Annotated in this window: 23 protein-coding genes; 19 read left to right on the forward strand and 4 right to left on the reverse strand. The window is 68.3% G+C overall.

The window, feature by feature from the left end; all coding sequences use genetic code 11:
* Positions 1-45: 45 nt before the first annotated feature.
* Positions 46-1,917: a bifunctional tRNA (5-methylaminomethyl-2-thiouridine)(34)-methyltransferase MnmC2/FAD-dependent 5-carboxymethylaminomethyl-2-thiouridine(34) oxidoreductase MnmC1 gene (gene mnmC / locus AC07PZ_RS22640; RefSeq protein WP_495297403.1), complete on the reverse strand. Its 1,872-nt coding sequence runs from the start codon at positions 1,915-1,917 to the stop codon at positions 46-48.
* Positions 1,918-2,028: 111 nt separating this feature from the next.
* Complete coding sequence (locus tag AC07PZ_RS22645) at positions 2,029-2,298, reverse strand: oxidative damage protection protein (protein ID WP_495297404.1); 270 nt, start codon at positions 2,296-2,298, stop codon at positions 2,029-2,031.
* A 151-nt stretch (positions 2,299-2,449) separates the two neighbouring features.
* Between AC07PZ_RS22645 and AC07PZ_RS22650 the strand changes: the two genes are divergently transcribed.
* The 14 genes from AC07PZ_RS22650 (at position 2,450) to AC07PZ_RS22715 (ending at position 15,006) form a co-directional block, all read left to right on the forward strand.
* Complete coding sequence (locus tag AC07PZ_RS22650; protein WP_495297405.1) at positions 2,450-3,469, forward strand: sulfate ABC transporter substrate-binding protein; 1,020 nt, start codon at positions 2,450-2,452, stop codon at positions 3,467-3,469.
* 27 nt (positions 3,470-3,496) lie between these two features.
* Entirely contained in the window at positions 3,497-4,081 is a 585-nt protein-coding gene (ssuE, locus tag AC07PZ_RS22655) for an NADPH-dependent FMN reductase (protein ID WP_495297406.1), read from the forward strand.
* A 163-nt stretch (positions 4,082-4,244) separates the two neighbouring features.
* Entirely contained in the window at positions 4,245-5,207 is a 963-nt protein-coding gene (locus tag AC07PZ_RS22660) for a sulfonate ABC transporter substrate-binding protein (RefSeq protein ID WP_495297407.1), read from the forward strand.
* 49 nt (positions 5,208-5,256) lie between these two features.
* Positions 5,257-6,426, forward strand: coding sequence for an FMNH2-dependent alkanesulfonate monooxygenase (gene ssuD / locus AC07PZ_RS22665; RefSeq protein ID WP_495297408.1), 1,170 nt, complete (start codon positions 5,257-5,259; stop codon positions 6,424-6,426).
* 8 nt (positions 6,427-6,434) lie between these two features.
* Complete coding sequence (gene ssuC / locus AC07PZ_RS22670; protein ID WP_495297409.1) at positions 6,435-7,283, forward strand: aliphatic sulfonate ABC transporter permease SsuC; 849 nt, start codon at positions 6,435-6,437, stop codon at positions 7,281-7,283.
* A 21-nt stretch (positions 7,284-7,304) separates the two neighbouring features.
* Positions 7,305-8,285, forward strand: a complete 981-nt coding sequence (locus AC07PZ_RS22675) for an aliphatic sulfonate ABC transporter substrate-binding protein (RefSeq protein ID WP_495297410.1) — start codon at positions 7,305-7,307, stop codon at positions 8,283-8,285.
* 61 nt (positions 8,286-8,346) lie between these two features.
* Positions 8,347-9,171 (forward strand): ATP-binding cassette domain-containing protein, encoded by an 825-nt coding sequence (locus tag AC07PZ_RS22680; protein ID WP_495297411.1) that lies wholly within the window; start codon positions 8,347-8,349, stop codon positions 9,169-9,171.
* Positions 9,172-9,205: 34 nt separating this feature from the next.
* Positions 9,206-9,421 carry a TOBE domain-containing protein gene (locus AC07PZ_RS22685; RefSeq protein ID WP_183026473.1) on the forward strand — a complete coding sequence of 72 codons (216 nt, stop codon included), beginning with the start codon at positions 9,206-9,208 and terminating at the stop codon, positions 9,419-9,421.
* A 201-nt stretch (positions 9,422-9,622) separates the two neighbouring features.
* The gene (locus tag AC07PZ_RS22690) at positions 9,623-10,966 is read left to right on the forward strand and encodes an LLM class flavin-dependent oxidoreductase (RefSeq protein ID WP_495297412.1); all 1,344 of its coding nucleotides are present in this window, start codon (positions 9,623-9,625) and stop codon (positions 10,964-10,966) included.
* 198 nt (positions 10,967-11,164) lie between these two features.
* Positions 11,165-12,034, forward strand: coding sequence for a methionine ABC transporter ATP-binding protein (locus AC07PZ_RS22695; RefSeq protein WP_495297413.1), 870 nt, complete (start codon positions 11,165-11,167; stop codon positions 12,032-12,034).
* Positions 12,027-12,689, forward strand: a complete 663-nt coding sequence (locus AC07PZ_RS22700) for a methionine ABC transporter permease (RefSeq protein WP_495297414.1) — start codon at positions 12,027-12,029, stop codon at positions 12,687-12,689. The genes AC07PZ_RS22695 and AC07PZ_RS22700 overlap by 8 nt, the downstream gene beginning before the upstream one ends.
* Positions 12,690-12,732: 43 nt before the next feature.
* Positions 12,733-13,548, forward strand: coding sequence for a MetQ/NlpA family ABC transporter substrate-binding protein (locus tag AC07PZ_RS22705; protein WP_495297415.1), 816 nt, complete (start codon positions 12,733-12,735; stop codon positions 13,546-13,548).
* Between the two features lie 107 nt (positions 13,549-13,655).
* Positions 13,656-14,576 (forward strand): serine O-acetyltransferase EpsC, encoded by a 921-nt coding sequence (epsC, locus tag AC07PZ_RS22710; protein WP_495297416.1) that lies wholly within the window; start codon positions 13,656-13,658, stop codon positions 14,574-14,576.
* Entirely contained in the window at positions 14,557-15,006 is a 450-nt protein-coding gene (locus tag AC07PZ_RS22715; protein ID WP_495297417.1) for a ribonuclease HI family protein, read from the forward strand. Before epsC ends, AC07PZ_RS22715 begins: the two co-directional genes overlap by 20 nt.
* 31 nt (positions 15,007-15,037) lie before the next feature.
* On the opposite strand, the gene AC07PZ_RS22720 is transcribed toward AC07PZ_RS22715, so the two are convergent.
* Positions 15,038-15,751: a YebC/PmpR family DNA-binding transcriptional regulator gene (locus AC07PZ_RS22720; RefSeq protein WP_495297418.1), complete on the reverse strand. Its 714-nt coding sequence runs from the start codon at positions 15,749-15,751 to the stop codon at positions 15,038-15,040.
* Between the two features lie 87 nt (positions 15,752-15,838).
* Between AC07PZ_RS22720 and alkB the strand changes: the two genes are divergently transcribed.
* From alkB to AC07PZ_RS22740, 4 genes are all read left to right on the forward strand, one after another.
* Positions 15,839-16,474 carry a DNA oxidative demethylase AlkB gene (alkB, locus tag AC07PZ_RS22725; protein WP_495297419.1) on the forward strand — a complete coding sequence of 212 codons (636 nt, stop codon included), beginning with the start codon at positions 15,839-15,841 and terminating at the stop codon, positions 16,472-16,474.
* 66 nt (positions 16,475-16,540) lie between these two features.
* Positions 16,541-16,927 carry a VOC family protein gene (locus tag AC07PZ_RS22730; RefSeq protein WP_495297420.1) on the forward strand — a complete coding sequence of 129 codons (387 nt, stop codon included), beginning with the start codon at positions 16,541-16,543 and terminating at the stop codon, positions 16,925-16,927.
* Positions 16,927-17,490, forward strand: coding sequence for a nucleoside 2-deoxyribosyltransferase (locus AC07PZ_RS22735; RefSeq protein ID WP_495297421.1), 564 nt, complete (start codon positions 16,927-16,929; stop codon positions 17,488-17,490). The genes AC07PZ_RS22730 and AC07PZ_RS22735 overlap by 1 nt, the downstream gene beginning before the upstream one ends.
* A gap of 27 nt (positions 17,491-17,517) precedes the next feature.
* Entirely contained in the window at positions 17,518-18,060 is a 543-nt protein-coding gene (locus tag AC07PZ_RS22740) for a DsbA family protein (RefSeq protein WP_495297422.1), read from the forward strand.
* A 36-nt stretch (positions 18,061-18,096) separates the two neighbouring features.
* Here AC07PZ_RS22740 and panE read toward each other — a convergent pair whose 3' ends face one another.
* Positions 18,097-19,035, reverse strand: a complete 939-nt coding sequence (panE, locus tag AC07PZ_RS22745; RefSeq protein WP_495297423.1) for a 2-dehydropantoate 2-reductase — start codon at positions 19,033-19,035, stop codon at positions 18,097-18,099.
* 121 nt (positions 19,036-19,156) lie between these two features.
* On the opposite strand from panE, the gene AC07PZ_RS22750 reads away from it, so the two are divergent.
* The gene (locus tag AC07PZ_RS22750) at positions 19,157-19,711 is read left to right on the forward strand and encodes an NADPH-dependent FMN reductase (protein ID WP_495297424.1); all 555 of its coding nucleotides are present in this window, start codon (positions 19,157-19,159) and stop codon (positions 19,709-19,711) included.
* The last annotated feature ends 75 nt before the right edge of the window (positions 19,712-19,786 follow it).

Here is a 19,786-nt window from a genome sequence, read left to right on the forward strand (position 1 = left end):
CGGCAACCGGGCCACGCGCCCCATCGCGGAAGCCTTTCCAACTTTCTAATCGGCGGACCGTGATGCGGCGCGCGTGCGGGCCGTGTCCAACGCCGCCGCCAGCCGGGATGGCAAGGGCAGGGGCTCCGCATGCCAGCGCGCTGCGAGCAGCTCGGCGCACAGCGCGACGAAGCTCAGGCCGCGCGAGCCCATCGCGGTACAGAGCCAGACGCCGTCCTGCGCGGTAGCGTCGCAAGGCCCGACGAGCGGGCGGCGGTCGGCGGAAGCGCAGCGGATGCCGGTCCAGGAGGCCACGCGGCCATCGGCGAAGGCCGTGTTCAGCAGGGCGGCGGCGCCCGGATGCAGCCGCAGCAGCCGGGCGCGGTTGGCCTCGAGGTCCGCAGCGTGCGCCTGCAGGTCGCGGCTGTCGCGATCGAAGGTGGCGCCGGCCAGCCAGAAGTCGCCGTCCGCGTCGGGCACCTGCGCGATCAGGTGGCCGTCGCCGTTGATCGGGACCACAGGCATCGACGACGGCGTTGCCGCGTCGGCCATGCGCCCCCAGCTGACTTGGCCACGCACCGGCTGCAGCGGGAAGCCGGACACGAGCACATGGCTGTCGGCGCCCGTGGCGATCACGATCCGGTCGGCCTGCGCAAGCGTCTGGCCATCGCTGCCGATCGCGGCCCAAGCACCGGCCGCGACGCGTTCCACCCGCGCGACCCGACTGCCGGCCTGGAAGCGGATGCCGGGCTGCGCGAGCCAGGCATCGATCAGCCGTGCGGGCTTCACCCAGGCGCCGCGGCCATGCCACAGCGCCTGCGCGTCGGCCGGAAGCCCCGCGTCGGCCAACTGCGCCGCCGATGCGTGCCAGGATTCGTTCGGCCCATCGGGCGTCCAGTCGGCGGGCAGGCGCACGTCGGCGGGGCCACGGCGTTCGACTACGCCGGTCGGCCGCCAGTCGGCGCCGGCCTGCAGCATCGTTTCGAGCTGCTGCCAGGTCGCGCGCACGCCGGCCCGCGTGAGCCGCGAGAGCAGCGCGTCGTCGGGCGACACGTGCGGCGCCATCAGGCCGACCGGCAGGCCCGAGGCGCCCGCGGCGGGGCCTGCGCCCGCGTCGATCACGGTCACGCGCCAGCCGCGCCGCGCGAGGCTCGCGGCGACGGCCGCGCCAGCCAGCCCGGCGCCGATCACGGCGCAGCGGCCTGGCGTTGCGGGGAGCGCTTCGGGCGTGCGGCGGCGTGGCGCCCAGGTCGGGTCATAGACGCCCTGCAGGCAGTCGCGCTTGGGCGGCAGGCCCTTTTCCTTGCGGACCTGGAAGCCGGCTTGCGCGAGCACGTCGCGAACGGCGCGCGCGATGGTCCAGGTTGCAATGCGGGTGCCGCGCCGCGCAAAACGTGCCACCGCCTTGAGCGTCTCGGGCGACCACATCGCCGGGTTGCGATCGGGGCTGAAGCCATCGAGAAAGATGCTGTCGGCCTCGAAGTGCTGCGCGCGCAGCATCGCCTGCACGTCGCCGATGCACAGTGTCAGCAGGACGCGCCCGCCATCGAAAGCCAGCCGGTGGAATCCGGGCAGCAGGCCGTGCCATTGCGCCGCCAGCAGGCCGGCCAGATCGGCGAGCGCCGGATAGGCCGACGCAGCGCGCCGCAGGTCGTCGGCCGACACCGGGTGCGCCTCGATCGACACGAAGTGCAGCAGCGTCGCGCGCTGCGGATCGTCGCGCCACGCCTGCCAGGCCGCCAGAAAGTTGAGGCCGAAGCCGAAACCGGTCTCCAGCACCCGCCACTGTGCTGCACCGGCCCAGGCCTTCGGCAGCCCGCAGCCGCCCAGGAACACATGCCGCGACTGCGCCAGCGCACCGGCTTCGGTGTGATAGATGTCGCCGAAGCGCGCGCTCATCGGCACGCCGTCGGCGCGCCAGGTCACAGCCTCACTCATCGGCATTTATTCCAGCAACACCACGGATCTGGCTTCGCCAGTCCGTCGGTGTTGCCCCCGGAAGGGGGTTGGCGAAAGGCGACACGCAGTGCGCCGAAGCCTGGGGGAGAGTCAAGCCTGCGGTACGTAGCCCTGCGCCGTGTCGGCACCGTCGCCGAAGAAATGCTTTTCCATCTGGCGGGCCAGGTACTGGCGCGCGCGCAGGTCGGCCAGGTTCAGCCGGTTTTCGTTGACCAGCATCGTCTGCTGCTTGAGCCAGGCGGCCCAGGCTTCCTTGCTGACGTTTTCCCAAAGGCGCTTGCCGAGGTCGCCGGGGTAGGGCGGGAAATCGAGGCCTTCGGCCTCTTTGCCGAGCTTGATGCACTGGACCATGCGTGCCATTGGGGACTGCTTTCTGAAGTGGGTTGTGGTGGCCGGACCGGCCGCCTTAGTTGATTTGGCTATTAGGAACTGAATAAACGGTAGTTCCTGTTTGAAGGGGCGACTTCCAGAATCCGCAGCTTCTACTGCTGATTGCCTCCGAAAGAACCCCATGAGCCTTCGCCGCGACTTTATCAAGCTTTCCATCGGTGCCGCGCTGGGCACGAGCATGGCCCTTGCGGCTCTGCCGTCGTTTGCGCAGACCGTGAATCTGCTCAACGTGTCGTACGACCCGACGCGCGAGCTCTACGTCGACTACAACGCCGCCTTCGCCAAGTACTGGAAGGCCAAGACCGGTCAGGACGTGGTGATCAAGCAGTCGCACGGCGGCTCGGGCAAGCAGGCCCGTTCGATCATCGACGGCATCGATGCCGACGTCGCCACGCTGGCGCTGGCCGGCGACACCGACGCGCTCGTCACCAACGGCGGCCTGGTCAAGCCCGACTGGCAGAAGCGCCTGCCGCACAACTCGGCGCCCTACACCTCGACCATCGTGTTCCTCGTGAAGAAGGGCAACCCGAAGGGTGTGAAGGACTGGGACGACCTGATCAAGCCGGGCGTCCAGGTGATCACGCCGAACCCGAAGACCTCGGGTGGCGCACGCTGGAACTACCTCGCCGCCTGGGAATTCGCCAAGCGCAAGTACGGTGGCGACGACAAGGCCAAGGACTTCGTCGCGAAGCTGTTCAAGAACGTGCCCGTGCTCGACACCGGCGCGCGCGGCTCGACCATCACCTTCGTCCAGCGCGGCGTCGGCGACGTGCTGCTGGCCTGGGAGAACGAGGCCTACCTGGCGCTGAAGGAATTCGGTCCCGAGAAGTTCGACATCGTCGCGCCTTCGATCAGCATCCTTGCCGAGCCCACTGTGGCCGTCGTCGACAAGGTGGTCGACCGCAAGGGCACGCGTGCCGTCGCCGAGGAATACCTGAAGTACCTGTACTCGGACGAAGGCCAGGACATCGCCGGCCGCAACTACTACCGCCCGACGTCCGAAAAAGCGAAGGCGAAGTACGACAAGCAGTTCCCGAAGCTGACGCTGTTCACCATCGACGAAGCCTTCGGCGGCTGGACGAAGGCCGACAAGGCGCACTTCGCTGACGGCGGTTCGTTCGACCAGATCTACGTGAAATAAGACGACGAAACGAACGAAAGCTGCTGCGTGACTGTTCTTCTCATTGCCGGAAGCCCTTCCGCTCCGTCGCGCTCCACCGCGCTGCTGGAGTCGGTGGGCGAACGCCTCGCACGGCGCGGCGCATCGATCGACCGGCTGACCATCCGTGAATTGCCTGCGCAGCCGCTGCTGCTGGCCGAATGGGGCCATCCGGCCATCGAGCGCGCGATCGCGCAGGTCGCACAGGCCCGCGTGATCGTGGTGTCGACGCCGGTCTACAAGGCGGCGTATTCCGGCGTGCTCAAGGTCTTTCTCGATCTACTCGCGCAGGACGCCCTGAAGGGCAAGACGGTGCTGCCGCTGGCCACCGGCGGCAGTCCGCACCACATGCTGGCGCTCGACTACGCGTTGCGGCCGGTGCTGCAGTCGTTGTCGGCGCGGCACATCCTTCCGGGCGTGTACGCCTCGGATGCGCAGATCACGCTCACGCCGGAGCGCGCCTACCAGGTCCATGCCGACCTCGCGCACCGGCTCGACGAGGCGGTCGAGACGCTGGCCACCGAAGGCCTGAAGCTGGCGCCGGCGCAGGGTTTCGCGCCGGTCGCGTTCTCGTCGGTGCGATGTAGCGTCTGACGGGCTGGCGCCGATCCGGCCGCCCGTCGTCGCTCCGCGTGCTGCGGTCGCCGTGCCTGCGCGGCTTTCCGCAGCGCCCGACCCGTCACTTTTCCTGTCCCGCACAACGCCGCCGATGCGCGGCCGGGACGAACGCATCCCGAACACAGACAACGGACCTCGAATGACCTCCATCTCGCTACCCCGCCGCCGCCTGATCCAGGGCGCTGCCGCCACTCTCGCACTGCCTGCCTTCGCCGCGCTCGCGCAGCCGGCGGGTGCCGCGCGCACGCTGCGCGTCGGTAACCAGAAGGGCAGCCTGAACCTGCTCAAGGGCCGCGGCACGCTCGAAAAGCGGCTTGCCCCGCTGAACGTCTCGGTCAAATGGACCGAGTTCACGGCCGGCCCGGTGCAACTCGAGGCGCTCAACGTCGGCTCGATCGACTTCGGCGACGTCGGCGAAGCGCCGCCGATCTTCGCGCAGGCCGCCGGTGCGCCGCTGGCCTATGTCGCCGCGACCGTGCCGCGTCCGCAGTCCGAAGCGGTGCTGGTGCCGAAGGACTCGCAGATCCGCACCGTGGCCGACCTGCGCGGCAAGAAGATCGCGCTGAACAAGGGCTCGAACGTCCACTACTTCATCGTCAAGCTGTTCGAGAAGGCCGGCCTGCCGTACAGCGACCTGAACCTGGTCTACCTGCCGCCGGCCGATGCCCGTGCCGCGTTCGAGAAGGGCTCGATCGACGCCTGGGTGATCTGGGACCCGTTCCTCGCCGCCGCCGAGAAGACGCTGGACGCCCGCGTGCTGGCCGACGCCACCGGCGTGGTGGGCAACCGCGCCTACTACTTCTCGTCGCTCGACTACGTCGCGAAGAACGCCGACGTGCTGGCCATCGTGACGGAAGAGATCAACCGCATCGACCAATGGGCCGTTGCCAACAAGGACGCGTTCTCCACCGAGCTGTCGGCGCTGTGGGGCATCCCGAAGCCCGTCGTCGACGTGGCGGTCGGCCGGTCGGGCTACGGCACCACGCCGATCACGAAGGCGATCCTGGCCGAGCAGCAGCGCATTGCCGACACCTTCTTCGACCTGAAGCTGATCCCCAAGAAGATCAACGTGCTCGACGCCGCTGGCGCCAGCATCGCCTGACGGCGACTGCGCCGCGCATCTCGGCGGCGCTTCCAGACAAGGACTTCCCATGCAAATCTTCTGGTTCCTCCCCACGCACGGCGACAGCCGCTATCTCGGTACGACCGAAGGTGCGCGCCAGGTCGACCTGGCCTACCTGCAGCAGGTGGCCGGCGCGGCCGATCGGCTCGGCTATGAAGGCGTGCTGATCCCGACCGGCCGCTCCTGCGAAGACCCGTGGGTCATCGCGTCGAGCCTGATCGGCGCGACGAGCCGGCTGAAGTTCCTGGTCGCGGTACGCCCGGGGCTGCACCAGCCGAGCCTGGCTGCGCGCATGGCGGCGACCTTCGACCGGTTGTCCGGCGGGCGCGTGCTGGTGAACCTGGTGACCGGTGGCGACCAGGCCGAGCTCGAAGGCGACGGCGTGTTCCTCGACCATGCATCGCGTTACGAGCAATCGGCGGAATTCATCCGCATCTGGCGCGAGATCATCGCGCGCAGCCATGACGGCCAGAGCTTCGACTACGAGGGCAAGCACCTGAGCGTGAAGGGCGCGAAGCTGCTGTTCCCGCCGACGCAGAAGCCGTATCCGCCGGTCTGGTTCGGCGGTTCGTCCGAAGCCGCCCATGAGCTGGCCGCCGAACAGGTCGACACCTACCTGACCTGGGGCGAGCCGCCCGCCGAAGTCGCGAAGAAGATCGCCGACGTGAAGGCGCGCGCAGCCCGCAAGGGCCGCAACGTGAAGTTCGGCATCCGCCTGCACGTGATCGTGCGCGAGACCGAGGACGAAGCCTGGAAGGCGGCCGAGTCGCTGATCAGCCGCGTCGACGACCAGACGGTGATCCGTGCGCAGGCCGCGTTCTCGAAGATGGATTCGGTCGGCCAGCGCCGCATGGCCGCGCTGCACGCCGGCGGCGCCAGGCGCAAGCGCGAGGACCTCGAGATCAGCCCGAACCTGTGGGCCGGGGTGGGCCTGGTTCGTGGCGGTGCGGGCACGGCCCTGGTCGGCGACGCGAAGACCGTGGCCGCGCGCATCGAGGAATACGCGGCGCTCGGGCTCGACAACTTCATCCTCTCGGGCTATCCGCACCTGGAGGAGTCGTACCGCTTCGCCGAACTGGTGTTCCCGCTGCTGCCGCGCAAGCAGCGCCCCGGCTTGCCGGGCCAGACGCTGACAGGCCCGTTCGGCGAGGTCGTCGCCAATCTCGATGCGCCGTCGCGCCTCGTTTCGCAGAGCTGAGCACCGCGATGAACGAACAAGTCCATGAACTGCCGCCAAGCAGCCTGAACGTGCCACCGGTGATCGGCCCGGCGCTGCGCCAGTTCGCCCTGCGTTCGGCGCAGCGGCTGATTCCCTGGCTGGTGCCGGTCGCGCTGATCGCCGTCTGGCAGGTCGCGTCGTCGCTCGGCTGGTTGTCGACGCGGGTGCTGCCGGCACCGGTCGACGTGGTCAAGGCCGCGTGGAAGCTCACTGCTTCGGGTGAACTCTGGACGCACGTCAAGGTCAGTGCGGGCAGGGCGCTCGGCGGCCTGGCGATCGGCGGCGGACTCGGGCTCGCGCTCGGGCTGCTGACCGGCTCGGTGCGCTTCTTCGAGACGCTGCTCGACTCGACGATCCAGATGGTGCGCAACATCCCGGCGCTCGCGCTGATCCCGCTGGTGATCCTGTGGTTCGGCATCGACGAGTCGGCCAAGCTGTTCCTGATCAGCATTTCGGTGTTCTTCCCGATCTACCTGAACACCTTCCACGGCATCCGCAACGTCGACCCGCAGCTCATCGAGATGGGTCGCACCTACGGGCTCACGCGCTGGCAACTCTACAAGGAAGTGATCCTGCCGGGCGCGCTGTCGTCGATCCTGGTCGGCCTGCGCTTTTCGCTCGGACTGATGTGGGTGATCCTGATCGTGGCCGAGACCATCTCGGCGCAATCGGGCATCGGCTACCTCACGATGAACGCCCGCGAGTTCCTGCAGACCGACATCGTGCTGGTTGGCATCCTGCTGTATGCGCTGCTGGGCAAGCTGGCCGACCTGTTCGCGCGCGGCCTGGAGCAATGGTGGCTCCGCTGGCATCCCGGCTACCAGAAGAAGGCCTGAGGCCTGAGTGAAAGACACTTCATGAATCCCACATTCGTTCTCCGCCGGCGCCATGCGCTCGGCGCACTGGCATCGCTGGCCGCCATCGGCAGCGGCCTGGCTTCGGCCCAAGGCACGGCACCGTCGACCGTGCGCATCGGCTACCAGAAGTCGTCGACCCTGACCGCCGTGCTCAAGGCGCAGGGCACGCTGGAAAAGCAACTCGCACCGCTCGGCGTCAAGGTCAGCTGGCATGAGTTCACCAGCGGGCTGCCCTTGCTGGAGGCACTGAACCTCGACAACCTCGACTTCAGCGCCGACGTTGCCGACACCGTGCCGGTGTTCGCACAGGCGGCCGGTGCCAAGTTGACCTTCGTGGCGCAGGAGGCGCCATCGCCATCCGCGCAGGCGATCGTCGTGAAGGCCGACTCGCCGCTGAAATCGGTGGCCGACCTGAAGGGACGCAAAGTCGGTTTCGCCAAGGCGGCCGGCGCGCATTACCTGCTGATCGCCGCGCTGGAGAAGGCCGGCCTGTCCCTGAAGGACGTCGAGCCCGCCTACCTGACACCGGCCGATGGCCGCGCGGCATTCGAGAAGGGCGCCATCGACGCGTGGGTCGTGTGGGACCCGTTCCTGTCGGCCGCGCAGCGGCAGTCGAACGTGCGCGTGCTGGCCGACGGCACGGGCATCGCGTCGTACCAGCGCTATTACCTCGCGGCGACGCGCTTCGCCCAGGCGCGGCCCGACGTGCTGAACGTGATCTACGCCGAGCTCGACCGGGCCGGCAAGTGGGTCAAGCAGAGCCCGAAGGACGCGGCTGCGCTGCTCGCGCCGGTCTGGGGCATCGACGCCGCCACGGTCGAGCAGGCCAACGAACGGCGCAGCTACGCGGTGCGCCCCGCGACGGCGGCCAACATCGGCGAGCAGCAGAAGATCGCCGATGCCTTCTTCGCCGAGAAGCTGCTGCCGCGCAGGATCGACGCGCTGGACGTGGCGCTGTTCAAGCCGGGAGCTGCATCATGAGCGCAGCGCCGGGCCGCCCCAAGCAAGCTCGTACCGCAGTGCGCAGCACGGAGGTTGACGAATGAGCGCAGTGATCGACGCGCCAGCCATTCCGGGCGGCGTGAAGCTCGAGATCCGCCACGTCCACAAGCGTTACGGCGAGCGCGAGGTGCTGCGTGACACGCAGCTGAAGATCGAGCCCGGCCAGTTCATCGCGATCGTGGGCCGGAGCGGCTGCGGCAAGAGCACGCTGCTGCGCCTGGTGGCCGGGCTGGAGCCCGCGTCCGACGGCGCGCTGTACACCGACGGCCGCGCGATCGACGGCCTGCACGACGACACGCGGATCATGTTCCAGGAGGCGCGCCTGCTGCCCTGGCGGCGGGTGATCGACAACGTGACGCTGGGCCTGCCCCCGAACCTGCGCCAGCGGGGCCGCGAGGTGCTCGCGCAGGTCGGCCTGGCCGAGCGCGAGGCCGAATGGCCAGCGCGCCTGTCGGGCGGCCAGCGGCAGCGTGTGGCGCTGGCGCGTGCGCTGGTGCATCACCCGCGGCTGCTGCTGCTCGACGAGCCGCTCGGCGCGCTCGACGCGCTGACGCGCATCGAGATGCACCGGCTGATCGAGAACCTCTGGCAGCGCCATCGCTTCACGGCCTTGCTGGTGACGCACGACGTGCAGGAGGCGGTGGCGCTGGCCGACCGCGTGATCCTGATCGAGGACGGCCGCATCGCGCTCGACGAGAACATCGCATTGGCACGCCCGCGCTCGCAGGGCGACGCGGCGTTCGCGGCGATCGAGAAACGCATCCTCGACCGCGTGCTGCAGAAGCCCGATGCCGAGAGCGGCGATCCCGCCAACGACACGCGCTGGGCCGACGGCCCCGCGCACGCCCTTCGCTGGGCGCTCTGATTCATCTTTTCGCTTTCAACCCAAGGAGTTTTTCATGTCCATCCAAGCCATCAACGTCCGCAATCAATTCAAGGGCAAGGTCAAGGAGATCATCCGCGGCGACGTCGTGTCCGAAGTCGACGTCGAAACGCCGTGGGGCATCGTGACCTCGGTGATCACCACGCGCTCGGTCGACGAGCTGCAGCTGAAGCCGGGCTCCGACGTGGTCGCGCTGGTGAAGTCGACGGAAGTGTCGATCGCCAAGCTCTGACGTCGGCGGGGCCGGGGGCGATGGGTGGCTCCTTCCGCTCATGTCCCCCGGATCGGCCTGCGCCCGATCCTCCTCCTTGACTTCGCTGCAGGAACCACCCATCGCCCCCGGCCCTGGACGCGCTGTGGCTGTTCGACCTGCAGCCTGCCAGCCCATCGGGATCGCCGCAGAATGCCGCGACCCTCTTCCGGATCTCCATCGATGGCCTCCAGCAAACAACTCCGGCTCGGCGCGTTCATGCGCCCCGTCAGCATCCACACCGGCGCCTGGCGCTATCCGGGCGCGTGGCGCGATGCCAACTTCAGCCTTCCGCGCCTCACGCAGCTGATCAAGACACTGGAGCGCGGGCGCTTCGATGCGTTCTTCATGGCCGACCACCTGGCGCTGCTCAACATGCCGGTGGAAGCGCTCAAGCGCAGCCACACCGTGACGTCCTTCGAGCCGCTCACGCTGCTGTCCGCACTGTCGCAGCACACCGAGCACATCGGCCTGATCGCGACGGCGTCGACCACCTTCGACGAGCCCTTCCACATCGCGCGCCGCTTCGCGTCGCTCGACCATCTGAGCGAAGGGCGCGCCGGCTGGAACATCGTGACCACGTCGAACCCCGACGCCGCGCTCAACTTCGGCCGCGACGACCACATGGAACACGACGAGCGCTATGCGCGCGCCCGCGAGTTCTACGACGTCGTGACCGGCCTCTGGGACAGCTGGGCCGATGACGCCTTCCTGCGCGACGCCGAGAGCGGCCTGTTCTTCGACACCGAACGGCTGCATGTGCTGAACCACAAGGGCAAGCACCTGTCGGTGCGCGGGCCGCTGCACATCGCGCGGCCGGTGCAGGGCTGGCCGGTGATCGTGCAGGCCGGTGCGTCCGAGGCCGGCCGGCAAGTTGCGGCCGAGACCGCCGAGGTCGTGTTCTCCGCGCCGGGCTCGCTCGCCAATGCGCGCAGCTTCTACGCGGACATCAAGGGCCGCATGCGTGCGCTGGGGCGCGAGCCCGATCACCTGAAGATCCTGCCCGGCGCCTTCGTCGTGGTCGGCGACACGGTGGAAGAGGCACATGCGATCCGCGCGCGGCTCGACAGCTTCGTGCATTACGACAGCGCGATCGCGTCGCTGTCGATAGCGCTGGGCCACGACGCGTCGAAGTTCGACCCCGACGCGCCGTTGCCCCCGATCCCCGAGACCAATGCGAGCAAGAGCAGCCGCGAGCGCACGATCGAACTCGCCCACCGCGAAGGCCTGACCGTGCGCCAGCTGGCGCAGCGGCTCGGCGGCTATGGCGGCCAGGCCTTTGTCGGCACGCCGCAGTCGATCGCCGACGAGATGCAGGAATGGCTCGAGACGGAGGCCAGCGACGGCTTCAACGTGATGTTCCCGTGGCTGCCGGGCGGGCTCGACGATTTCGTCGACAAGGTCGTGCCGGAACTGCAGCGCCGCGGCATCTTCCGCCGCGAATACGAAGGCCGCACGCTGCGCGAGAACCTCGGGCTGCCGCGGCCGGCCAACCGTTTCTTCGACAAGGGTGCCGCACCGGATTGAGCGGCGGCGCGCGCGCCGAGGCCTCTGCCGAGGAGGCCTGCCGAACTGCGCACGGAACGACCGCTTCGGGCGCTGCTTATGTTTTTTACAATATAAGCACTGCCCGATTTGTTCGTTCCCTTTTGTGGCGATCGTTCACATACTCGCCACCCGGCACCTGGAGCGCCTACCGCGCACCGTGCCACTGACCATTTCTCCATGAGCTCTTCTCCTCCCGCCACGCGGCCCGACGGCCCCGTGATTCGTCTCCAGTCCGTCCAGAAGTCATTTGCCCTGCCCAGTGGCGAGGTGTTCGACGCGGTGCGAACCGTGTCGCTCGACATCGCCCAGGGCGACGTGTTCGGCCTGATCGGCACCAGCGGCGCGGGCAAGTCGACGCTGCTGCGCCTCATCAACCTGCTCGAGCGTCCCGATTCGGGCCAGGTGTTCGTGGGTGGCCGCGACCTGATGACGCTGTCGCGCAGCGAACTGCGGGACACGCGCCAGAACATCGGCATGGTGTTCCAGCAGTTCAACCTGCTGCAGAACGCCACGGTGTTCGACAACGTCGCGTTCCCGCTGAAGATCCATGGCCGCCACTCGCGGGCCGAGATCGATGCGCGCGTGCGCGAATGCCTGGCGCTGGTCGGCCTGAGCGAGAAGATCGACACCTACCCGGCGCAACTCTCGGGCGGACAGAAGCAGCGCGTGGCGATCGCCCGTGCGCTCGCGCCGCGCCCGCAGGTGCTGCTGTGCGACGAGCCCACCTCCGCACTCGACACCGAGACCACGCGCTCGCTGCTCGAGACGCTGCGCGAGATCAACCAGAAGATCGGCGTGACGATCGTGATCGTGACGCACGAGCTGTCGGTGGTCGAGGTGCTGTGCCGCCACGTCGCCATCCTCGAAAAGGGCCGCGTGATCGAGCAGTTCGCCGTCGACGCACCGAGCGAGGTGCCGCGCACCTCCGCGCTGGGCCGCGAACTCGACACGCTGCTGCGCCGCCGCGTGCGCGACGCGCGCGAAGCCGCCGCTGCGCAGGCCGACGCCGGCGCAGGTGCTGGCGCTTCGGAGATCAGCTATGTTTGAAAACATCATCCCCATCCTTCCCGAGCTCTGGACCGCCATCGGCCAGACCTTCCTGATGCTGGCGATCGGCCTGTCGGCCGCGGTGCTGATCGGCGGCCCGCTGGGCATCCTGCTGTTCCTGCTCGGCCCGGGGCAGTCGCTGGCCAACAAGCCGGCTTTCCTGGTGCTGAACTGGTTCGTGAACACGGTCCGTTCGTTCCCCTTCATCATCCTGCTGGTCGCGATGGTGCCGCTCACGCGGGTCATCGCCGGCACCTCGATCGGCCCGCTGGCCGCGGCCGTGCCGCTGTCCGTGGCGGCGATCCCGTACTTCGCGCGGCTGGTCGACCAGTGCCTGCGCGAAGTGCCGCGCGGCGTCATCGAGGCGGCCCATGCCATGGGCGCGTCGGAACTGCAGATCGTCTGGCGCGTGCTGCTGGTCGAGGCGCGTTCCGGCCTGGTGCTGGCGCTGACCGTGCTGTCGGTGAGCTTCCTGTCGTACTCCGCCATTGCCGGCGTGGTCGGCGGTGGCGGCATCGGCGACCTGGCCATCCGCTACGGCTACTACCGCTTCCAGACCGACGTGATGGTGCTCACCGTGGCGCTGCTCGTGGTGCTGGTGCAGATCCTCCAGTTCGTCGGCAACACGACGGCGCGCCGTCTCGACAAGCGCTGATCCTCTTTTCCTCCAAGTCCTTTCCGCTTCCATGAAAAACACCATGCTCCGCCGTTCCGTTCTCGCCCTGTCGCTCGTCGCGCTGTCCTTCGGCGGCCTCTCGCTGCAGGCCCAGGCCCAGCCGGCCACTAAGAAGGAACTCGTGATCGGCGGCACCGCCGGCTCGAACACCGACCAGCTCAAGTCCGGCATCGTGCCGCTGCTCGAGAAGAAGGGCTACAAGGTCAAGCTGGTCGAGTTCAACGATTACGTGCAGCCGAACCTCGCGCTGGCGCAAGGTTCGCTCGACGCCAATTTCTTCCAGCATCTGGTCTACCTGAAGAAGTTCGCGGCCGATCAGAAGCTCGACCTCGTCGACCTGGTGCAAGGCCCGATTGCACCGATGGGCGTGTACTCGAACACCCGCAAGACGCTGGCCGAAGCCAAGGAAGGCGACCGCATCACGCTGCCGAACGATCCGAGCAACCTGGCGCGCGCGCTGCTGCTGCTCGAACAGAACAAGCTGATCACGCTGAAGCCCGGAATCGACCCGATCCGCGCGTCGGAAAAGGACATCGCCGAGAACCCGCGCAAGCTGAAGCTGCTGCCGCTCGAGGCCGCCCAGCTGCCGCGCACGCTGGGTGATGCCGAGTACGCCATCATCAACGGCAACTTCGCGATCTCGTCGGGCCTGAAGCTGACCGGTGCGGTGGCGCTCGAAAAGACGCCCGACCACTACCTGAACGTGGTCGCCGTGAAGCGTGCCGACAAGGACACGCAGTGGGCCAAGGACATCGCCGAGGCCTTCCACTCGAACGAGTTCAAGGCCGTGGTCGATAGCAAGTTCCCGGGCTACGCCAAGCCGGCCTTCCTGCAGTAAGCCGGCTGCAGACCGCGCCAGGGGCCTGACGGGCCCACTGGCGCAGAGTCTTTCGTTTGGTGCGATGCTCCGCGTTTTCCAGAGAAAACGAGAGAAAGAGGCACGCGATGACGACAGGCTTCCAGGTGGACGAGATCGTGGGTGCGCTGCACCAGGTGCGGCGCGACTGGCGCGAGTCGCAGCGGCGCGTGCAGGAAGGCGGCGAGCGCGAGCTGCCGTCGCGCGACGTGGTCGGCGAGGTGGTGGAGGCGCTCACCGGCGCGCTCTTTCCGATGCGCCTCGGCCCGACCGATCTGCGCCAGGAGAGCGAGGATTTCTACGTCGCCCACACGCTCGACGCCGCGCTGCACCAGTTGCACGCGCAGGCCACGCTCGAACTTCGGCATGAACGCCGGCACACGCCGGCCGAACTGGCCGCGCTGAGTGCCGAGGCGCAGCGCCGCATCCGTGCCTTCGCCACGGCGTTGCCCGGCATCCGCAGCCTGCTCGACACCGACGTGCTGGCCGCCTTCCATGGCGACCCGGCCGCGCGCAGCGTCGACGAGGTGCTGCTGTGCTACCCCGGCGTGCGCGCCATGATCCACCACCGCATGGCGCACCAGCTGTACCGGCTCGAACTGCCGCTGCTGGCGCGCATCGTGGCCGAGCGTGCGCATGGCCTGACCGGCATCGACATCCATCCGGGCGCGCAGATCGGCGCGAGCTTCTTCATCGACCACGGCACGGGCGTCGTGATCGGCGAGACCGCCGTCATCGGCGAGCGCGTGCGGCTGTACCAGGCCGTGACGCTGGGTGCCAAGCGCTTCCCGACGGACGCCGAAGGCAATCTCCAGAAAGGCCTGCCGCGCCATCCGGTGGTGGAAGACGACGTGGTGATCTACGCGGGCGCGACGATCCTCGGGCGCGTCACGCTGGGGCAGGGCGCGACCATCGGCGGCAACGTCTGGGTGACCAGCCATGTGCCGGCCGGTGCGAGCGTGACGCAGGCCAGCCTGCAGAACAAGCCGCATGGCAATCCCTGCGACTGAAGTCTGGACGGTGCATTGCGACGGCAGTGCGGTACCGAATCCGGGCCGCATCGGGCTGGGCGCGGTGATCGTCGCGCCCGACGGTGCACGCCGGACCTTGTCCGAATCTCCTTCGCTGCACGGCTGCAACAACGAGGCCGAGTTGCGGGCGCTGATGGCGTCGCTGGTCCAGCTCAGGCAGCAGGGCGCCAGGGCACTGCGCGTGCATTCGGACAACAGCGTGATCGTGGCGCAGCTGAGCGATCCGCCGGCCCGGCCGATCGCCAGGCTGGCTGCGCTGTTCGACGAAGCGCGCGCGCTGATCGCTTCCTTCGACAGCGTGCAATTGCAATGGATTCCGCAGCATCGCAACGGCGAGGCCGACGCGCTCGCGCGTGCGGCGCTCGGCATGCCGCCACGTGCGCCGGCCAAGGTGCGACGCCGCCGCTAGCGCCGTTCGCTGCGGCGTCTTGGCCGCGGCGTCAGCCGGCCAGGCCCACGAACACGTTCTGCACGTCGTCGTTCGCGTCGATGGCTGCGAGGAAGGTCTCGACTTCTTCCAGCGCCTCGGCGCTCAGGCTGGCCGGATCGACCGGGTTCTTCGCCTTGTAGCCGAGCTTCGCGGCCAGCACGGTGAAGCCGTGGGCGGGCAGGGCGCGGCTCACGAGGTCGAGGTCGGCCGGGTCGGTCAGGAACAGCGTCGTGCCGTCTTCCGTGCCGGGCTCGAAGTCCTGCGCGCCGGCCTCGATCGCGGCGAGTTCGGCGTCGGCGCCGGCCGCCGATGGCTCGGCCTCGATCATGCCCAGGTGGTCGAAGTCCCAGGCCACCGAGCCGGAGGTGCCGAGCTGGCCCTTGCGGAACAGCACGCGCATCTCGGGCGCGGTGCGGTTCACGTTGTCGGTCAGGCATTCGACCATCAGCGGCACGCGGTGCGGCGCGAAACCTTCATAGATCACGTGCTCGAAGTTCACCGCGTCGCCCGAGAGGCCGGCACCCTTCTTGATGGCGCGGTCCAGGGTGTCCTTGGGCATCGACACCTTGCGTGCCTGCTCGACCACCAGCCGCAGCTTCGAGTTCGACGCCGGGTCGGCACCGCTGCGCGCGGCGATCATGATTTCCTTGGCCAGCTTTCCGAACAACCGGCCCTTGGCATTCGCCGCGAGGTCCTTGTGTTTTGCTTTCCACTGCGCGCCCATGTCCGAGACTTCCTTGATGTTGTGCGGCGTTCAGAATGCGAACGCCCTGTTCCCCGGATGATGCCATCCCCATGAACTCATGAACCCATGAACCTGTTCGACGATGCGGATGACGATCTGCCGCTCGCGCCCGGCGCGCTGAAGCTCGGCGGCTTTGCCCGCGACATCGATGCCGCGCTGCTGGTGGCCGTGGCGGACATCGCACGGGACGCGCCTTTTCGCCACCTGGTCACGCCAGGCGGCCTGCGCATGTCGGTGGCCATGACCAACTGCGGCGAGGCCGGCTGGGTCAGCGACCGGACCGGCTACCGCTACGAGCCCTGCGATCCCGAAAGCGGTCGGCCATGGCCGGCGATGCCGGAAGTGTTCAAGGGCCTCGCGGCTCGCGCTGCGGCGCATGCAGGTTTTGCGGATTTCCGGCCGCAGGCCTGCCTCGTCAACCGCTACGTGCCGGGCTCGAAGCTGTCGCTCCACCAGGACCGCGACGAACGCAACCTGGACGAGCCGATCGTCTCGGTGTCGCTGGGCCTGCCGGCGACTTTTCTCTGGGGCGGCGCCACGCGCGCCGTTCGGCCGCATCGGCTGCCGCTGGTGCATGGCGACGTGGTCGTCTGGGGCGGCCCGTCCCGCCTCAACTTCCATGGCATCGACACGTTGGCGCAGGGCGTCCACCCGGCCACCGGTGCGCTTCGCTACAACCTCACTTTCCGCCGCGTGCGCTGACGGGTTGCTACAGTGGCGGATGCGTGCGGCAGCCCCTGCCGCGCTGCCTTTTGCGAGGGGAAGAACATGATTGATCACACCGGCATCTTCGTCGCCGATCTCGCCGCAAGCCGCGCGTTCTACGAGGCCGCGCTGGCGCCGCTGGGCTACGTCGTGCTGCGAGCGTTCGACGAGGCGGTCGGCTTCGGTGCACGCGACCTGCAGCCTGGCGACGACCCGGCCGGCGATTTCTGGCTCACCGCCACGACGCCGATGACGCCGCGCAGCCACATCGCATTTCGTGCCATGAACCGCGCGCAGGTCGACGCATTCCACCGGGCTGCGATGGCCGCCGGCGCAACCGATCACGGGGCAGCGGGCTTGCGGCCGCACTACCACGCGAACTACTACGCGGCCTTCGTGCTGGACCCCGACGGGTACAACGTCGAGGCGGTCTGTCACCGGGAGAGCTGATGCCGCATGACGTTTCGCCTCGCGGCCGGCGGCCACGGATCTACCTGGCGGGGCCCGACGTCTTCTTTCGCGAGAGCGAGGCCGTGTTCCGCCGACTGATGACCGCGTGCGAGCGCCTCGGCCTGGTCGGCGTACCGCCGTCGGACGGCGGCTTGTCGGCAGGCTTCGTCGGCAGCGACGACGTGCTCGCCCAGCGCATCTACGAAGGCAATGTCGCGCTGATTCGCGATGCCGATGGCGTCATTGCCAACCTTGCCAGCTTTCGAGGCCACGAGCCGGATTCGGGCACCGCCTTCGAGGTCGGCTTCGCGGCTGCGCTGGGCAAGCCGGTGGTCGCATACAACGTGCCGGAGCCGACGTATGCGCAGCGCGTGTCGTCGGCCGTGGCGTGCGAGCGCGATGCGTCGGGCGTCCTGCGCGAATGTGCGAGCGGCACGATGGTCGAAGGCCTGGGGCAGCGGCTCAACCTGATGTTGACGCGGTCGGCGCACATCGCCGCGTCGGCTGAAGAGGCCCTGGCCCTGCTCGCGGACAGGCTGCGCGCACGTGCCCATACTGAGTGACCGAGTGACGATTTCTCTGGAGAACCCATGACTGCCCCCATCCATCCCTTGCTGGTGCCCGATGCGGCCACCGACCACGTGCTCGGCCCGGCGACCGCCCGGGTCACGCTCATCGAGTACGGCGACTTCGAATGCCCGTCCTGCGGGCAGGCGCATCCGGCCGTGAAGATATTGCGCGACCGCTTCGGGTCGCAGGTGCGCTTCGTGTTCCGGCATTTCCCGTTGCGCGAAGTGCATCCGCACGCGGAGCTGGCCGCCGAAGCCGCCGAGGCGGCGGGTGCCCAGGGGCAGTTCTGGGCCTTTCACGATCTGCTCTTCGCCCATCAGCAGCATCTGAGTGCGGCGCACCTCAAGAGCTATGCGGAGCAGCTCGGGCTGGACATCCCGCGCTTCGAGAACGAACTCCGCGACCACGTCTACCTGCAGCGCGTGCAGGAACAGATGCAGGGCGCCGTGGCTTTGCGCGTGCGGGCCACGCCGACCTTCTTCCTGAACGGCGAGTTCTGCGACGTGTCCTTCGGGCTGGCGCACCTGCAGCAGCAGATCGAGAAGGCGCTGGGCGCGGCCTGAGCGGCGCGCCGCCCGGCTCGGGCGTGCGCGGTCTCGCTATCCGGCCGCGAGCCGTGCGCGCTGCGCCTCGTAGGTCTTCAGGTGCACGTAGGCCGTGCGCAGCACGGACGGGCCCGCACCGGCGGCGGCCGGCGCGGCGCGGCCCAGCAGGTCGCCCAGGATGTGGTCGGCCTCGACGGCGGCGTTCAACTGGATGTCGCGGTACATCGACGCCGTCATCGGCGAACCGGTGGCCGTGAGCATCGCGTGGCCGCGCTCGACCGCCGCGGCCCGCGGGGCGTGGCCGTTGTGTGCGGCGATGGCGGCACACTCGTCGAAGATCGACAGCGCCACGTCGCGGCCGCCCGCCGCGATGATGTCGCCGACCGATGCGCGCATCAGGCTGGTGAGTCCGGCGGCCGAAGCGATGAACACCCACTTCTCCCACATGGCCTGGAGGATGTCGTCGCTGGCGGTGGCGTCGAATTTCGCGCCGTCGAATTCGGCACGCAACGCATCGATGCGCTTCGACCGCGAGCCGTCGCGCTCGCCGTAGGTCAGTCCATGCATCGGGTTCAGGTGCAGCACCGTGCCGTCGGCATCGAGCGTGGCGGAGATCATGCACAGGCCGCCGAGCACCTTGTCGCTGCCGAAGCGCTCGACCAGGCGGTCGACGTGCTGCATGCCGTTGAGCAGCGGCAGGATCATCGTGTTCGGCCCGACGGCCGCCGCGAACGAGTTCATCGTCTCTTCGAGGTCGTAGGCCTTGCAGCCCACCACGACCACGTCGAAGGGTTCGCTCAACTGCTCGGACAGCAGATGGGGCGGTGCGGGCAATTGCAGGTCGCCGACCGGGCTGCGGACCACCAGCCCCGTGCGCTGGATCTGCGCCGCGCGCCGGGCGCGCAGCAGGAAGGTGACGTCGCGGCCGGCCTCGATCAGCCGTCCGCCGAAATAACCGCCGAGCGCACCCGCGCCAACGAACAGGAATCGCATGCTTGTCTTGCTCCGGAAATGGGATGGGCCATGATGCCCCGGTCCGCGGCGATCCGCCGATGCACGGCCTTTCAAAGCTTTCCATAATGACCGGCCATCCAACTGTTCCATGGAGATTCGAATGAGCCAGTACAAGATCGCCGTCGTCATCGGCAGCCTGCGCAAGGATTCCTTCAACCGCAAGCTCGCGCTCGCCCTTGCGCACCTTGCGCCCTCGGACTTCACCTTCGAGCACGTCGACATCAGCGATCTGCCGCTGTACAGCCAGGACGACGACGGCAACCAGGCCGCCCCGGTGAAGCGGTTGAAGAGCGAGATCGCGGCGGCGCAGGGCCTGCTGTTCGTCACGCCCGAATACAACCGCTCGTTCCCGGGCGTGCTCAAGAATGCGATCGACCATGCATCGCGCCCCTACGGTCAGAGCGTCTGGGGCGGCAAGCCGGCCGGCGTGATCGGCGTGTCGGTCGGGGCGATCGGCACGGCGCTGGCGCAGCAGCATCTGCGCAACGTGCTGGCCTACCTCGATGTGCCCACGCTGGGCCAGCCGGAAGCCTTCATCCAGAACAAGGAAGACCTGTTCGATGACAAGGGCCATATCGGCAACGAAGGCACGAAGAAATTCCTGCAGGGCTGGGTCGACAAGTACGTCGCCTGGGTCAAGATCCATAACGCCTGAAGTGCGCATGCGCCCGTGCGGCGCCCACGAAAAAGCCCGCATTCGCGGGCTTTTTGCTTTTCCAATGGTGCATGC

This window comes from Variovorax sp. GW821-FHT10B04 (assembly GCF_059415645.1).

What these genes read in the sequence shown, in the direction of transcription:
- mnmC (WP_495297403.1), bottom strand. Translation starts at nt 1,917, where the DNA reads ATGAGTGAGGCTGTGACCTGGCGCGCCGACGGCGTGCCGATGAGCGCG.
- AC07PZ_RS22645 (WP_495297404.1), bottom strand. Translation starts at nt 2,298, where the DNA reads ATGGCACGCATGGTCCAGTGCATCAAGCTCGGCAAAGAGGCCGAAGGC.
- AC07PZ_RS22650 (WP_495297405.1), top strand. Translation starts at nt 2,450, where the DNA reads ATGAGCCTTCGCCGCGACTTTATCAAGCTTTCCATCGGTGCCGCGCTG.
- AC07PZ_RS22660 (WP_495297407.1), top strand. Translation starts at nt 4,245, where the DNA reads ATGACCTCCATCTCGCTACCCCGCCGCCGCCTGATCCAGGGCGCTGCC.
- ssuD (WP_495297408.1), top strand. Translation starts at nt 5,257, where the DNA reads ATGCAAATCTTCTGGTTCCTCCCCACGCACGGCGACAGCCGCTATCTC.
- ssuC (WP_495297409.1), top strand. Translation starts at nt 6,435, where the DNA reads ATGAACGAACAAGTCCATGAACTGCCGCCAAGCAGCCTGAACGTGCCA.
- AC07PZ_RS22675 (WP_495297410.1), top strand. Translation starts at nt 7,305, where the DNA reads ATGAATCCCACATTCGTTCTCCGCCGGCGCCATGCGCTCGGCGCACTG.
- AC07PZ_RS22680 (WP_495297411.1), top strand. Translation starts at nt 8,347, where the DNA reads ATGAGCGCAGTGATCGACGCGCCAGCCATTCCGGGCGGCGTGAAGCTC.
- AC07PZ_RS22685 (WP_183026473.1), top strand. Translation starts at nt 9,206, where the DNA reads ATGTCCATCCAAGCCATCAACGTCCGCAATCAATTCAAGGGCAAGGTC.
- AC07PZ_RS22690 (WP_495297412.1), top strand. Translation starts at nt 9,623, where the DNA reads ATGGCCTCCAGCAAACAACTCCGGCTCGGCGCGTTCATGCGCCCCGTC.
- AC07PZ_RS22695 (WP_495297413.1), top strand. Translation starts at nt 11,165, where the DNA reads ATGAGCTCTTCTCCTCCCGCCACGCGGCCCGACGGCCCCGTGATTCGT.
- AC07PZ_RS22700 (WP_495297414.1), top strand. Translation starts at nt 12,027, where the DNA reads ATGTTTGAAAACATCATCCCCATCCTTCCCGAGCTCTGGACCGCCATC.
- AC07PZ_RS22705 (WP_495297415.1), top strand. Translation starts at nt 12,733, where the DNA reads ATGCTCCGCCGTTCCGTTCTCGCCCTGTCGCTCGTCGCGCTGTCCTTC.
- epsC (WP_495297416.1), top strand. Translation starts at nt 13,656, where the DNA reads ATGACGACAGGCTTCCAGGTGGACGAGATCGTGGGTGCGCTGCACCAG.
- AC07PZ_RS22715 (WP_495297417.1), top strand. Translation starts at nt 14,557, where the DNA reads ATGGCAATCCCTGCGACTGAAGTCTGGACGGTGCATTGCGACGGCAGT.
- AC07PZ_RS22720 (WP_495297418.1), bottom strand. Translation starts at nt 15,751, where the DNA reads ATGGGCGCGCAGTGGAAAGCAAAACACAAGGACCTCGCGGCGAATGCC.
- alkB (WP_495297419.1), top strand. Translation starts at nt 15,839, where the DNA reads ATGAACCTGTTCGACGATGCGGATGACGATCTGCCGCTCGCGCCCGGC.
- AC07PZ_RS22730 (WP_495297420.1), top strand. Translation starts at nt 16,541, where the DNA reads ATGATTGATCACACCGGCATCTTCGTCGCCGATCTCGCCGCAAGCCGC.
- AC07PZ_RS22735 (WP_495297421.1), top strand. Translation starts at nt 16,927, where the DNA reads ATGCCGCATGACGTTTCGCCTCGCGGCCGGCGGCCACGGATCTACCTG.
- AC07PZ_RS22740 (WP_495297422.1), top strand. Translation starts at nt 17,518, where the DNA reads ATGACTGCCCCCATCCATCCCTTGCTGGTGCCCGATGCGGCCACCGAC.
- panE (WP_495297423.1), bottom strand. Translation starts at nt 19,035, where the DNA reads ATGCGATTCCTGTTCGTTGGCGCGGGTGCGCTCGGCGGTTATTTCGGC.
- AC07PZ_RS22750 (WP_495297424.1), top strand. Translation starts at nt 19,157, where the DNA reads ATGAGCCAGTACAAGATCGCCGTCGTCATCGGCAGCCTGCGCAAGGAT.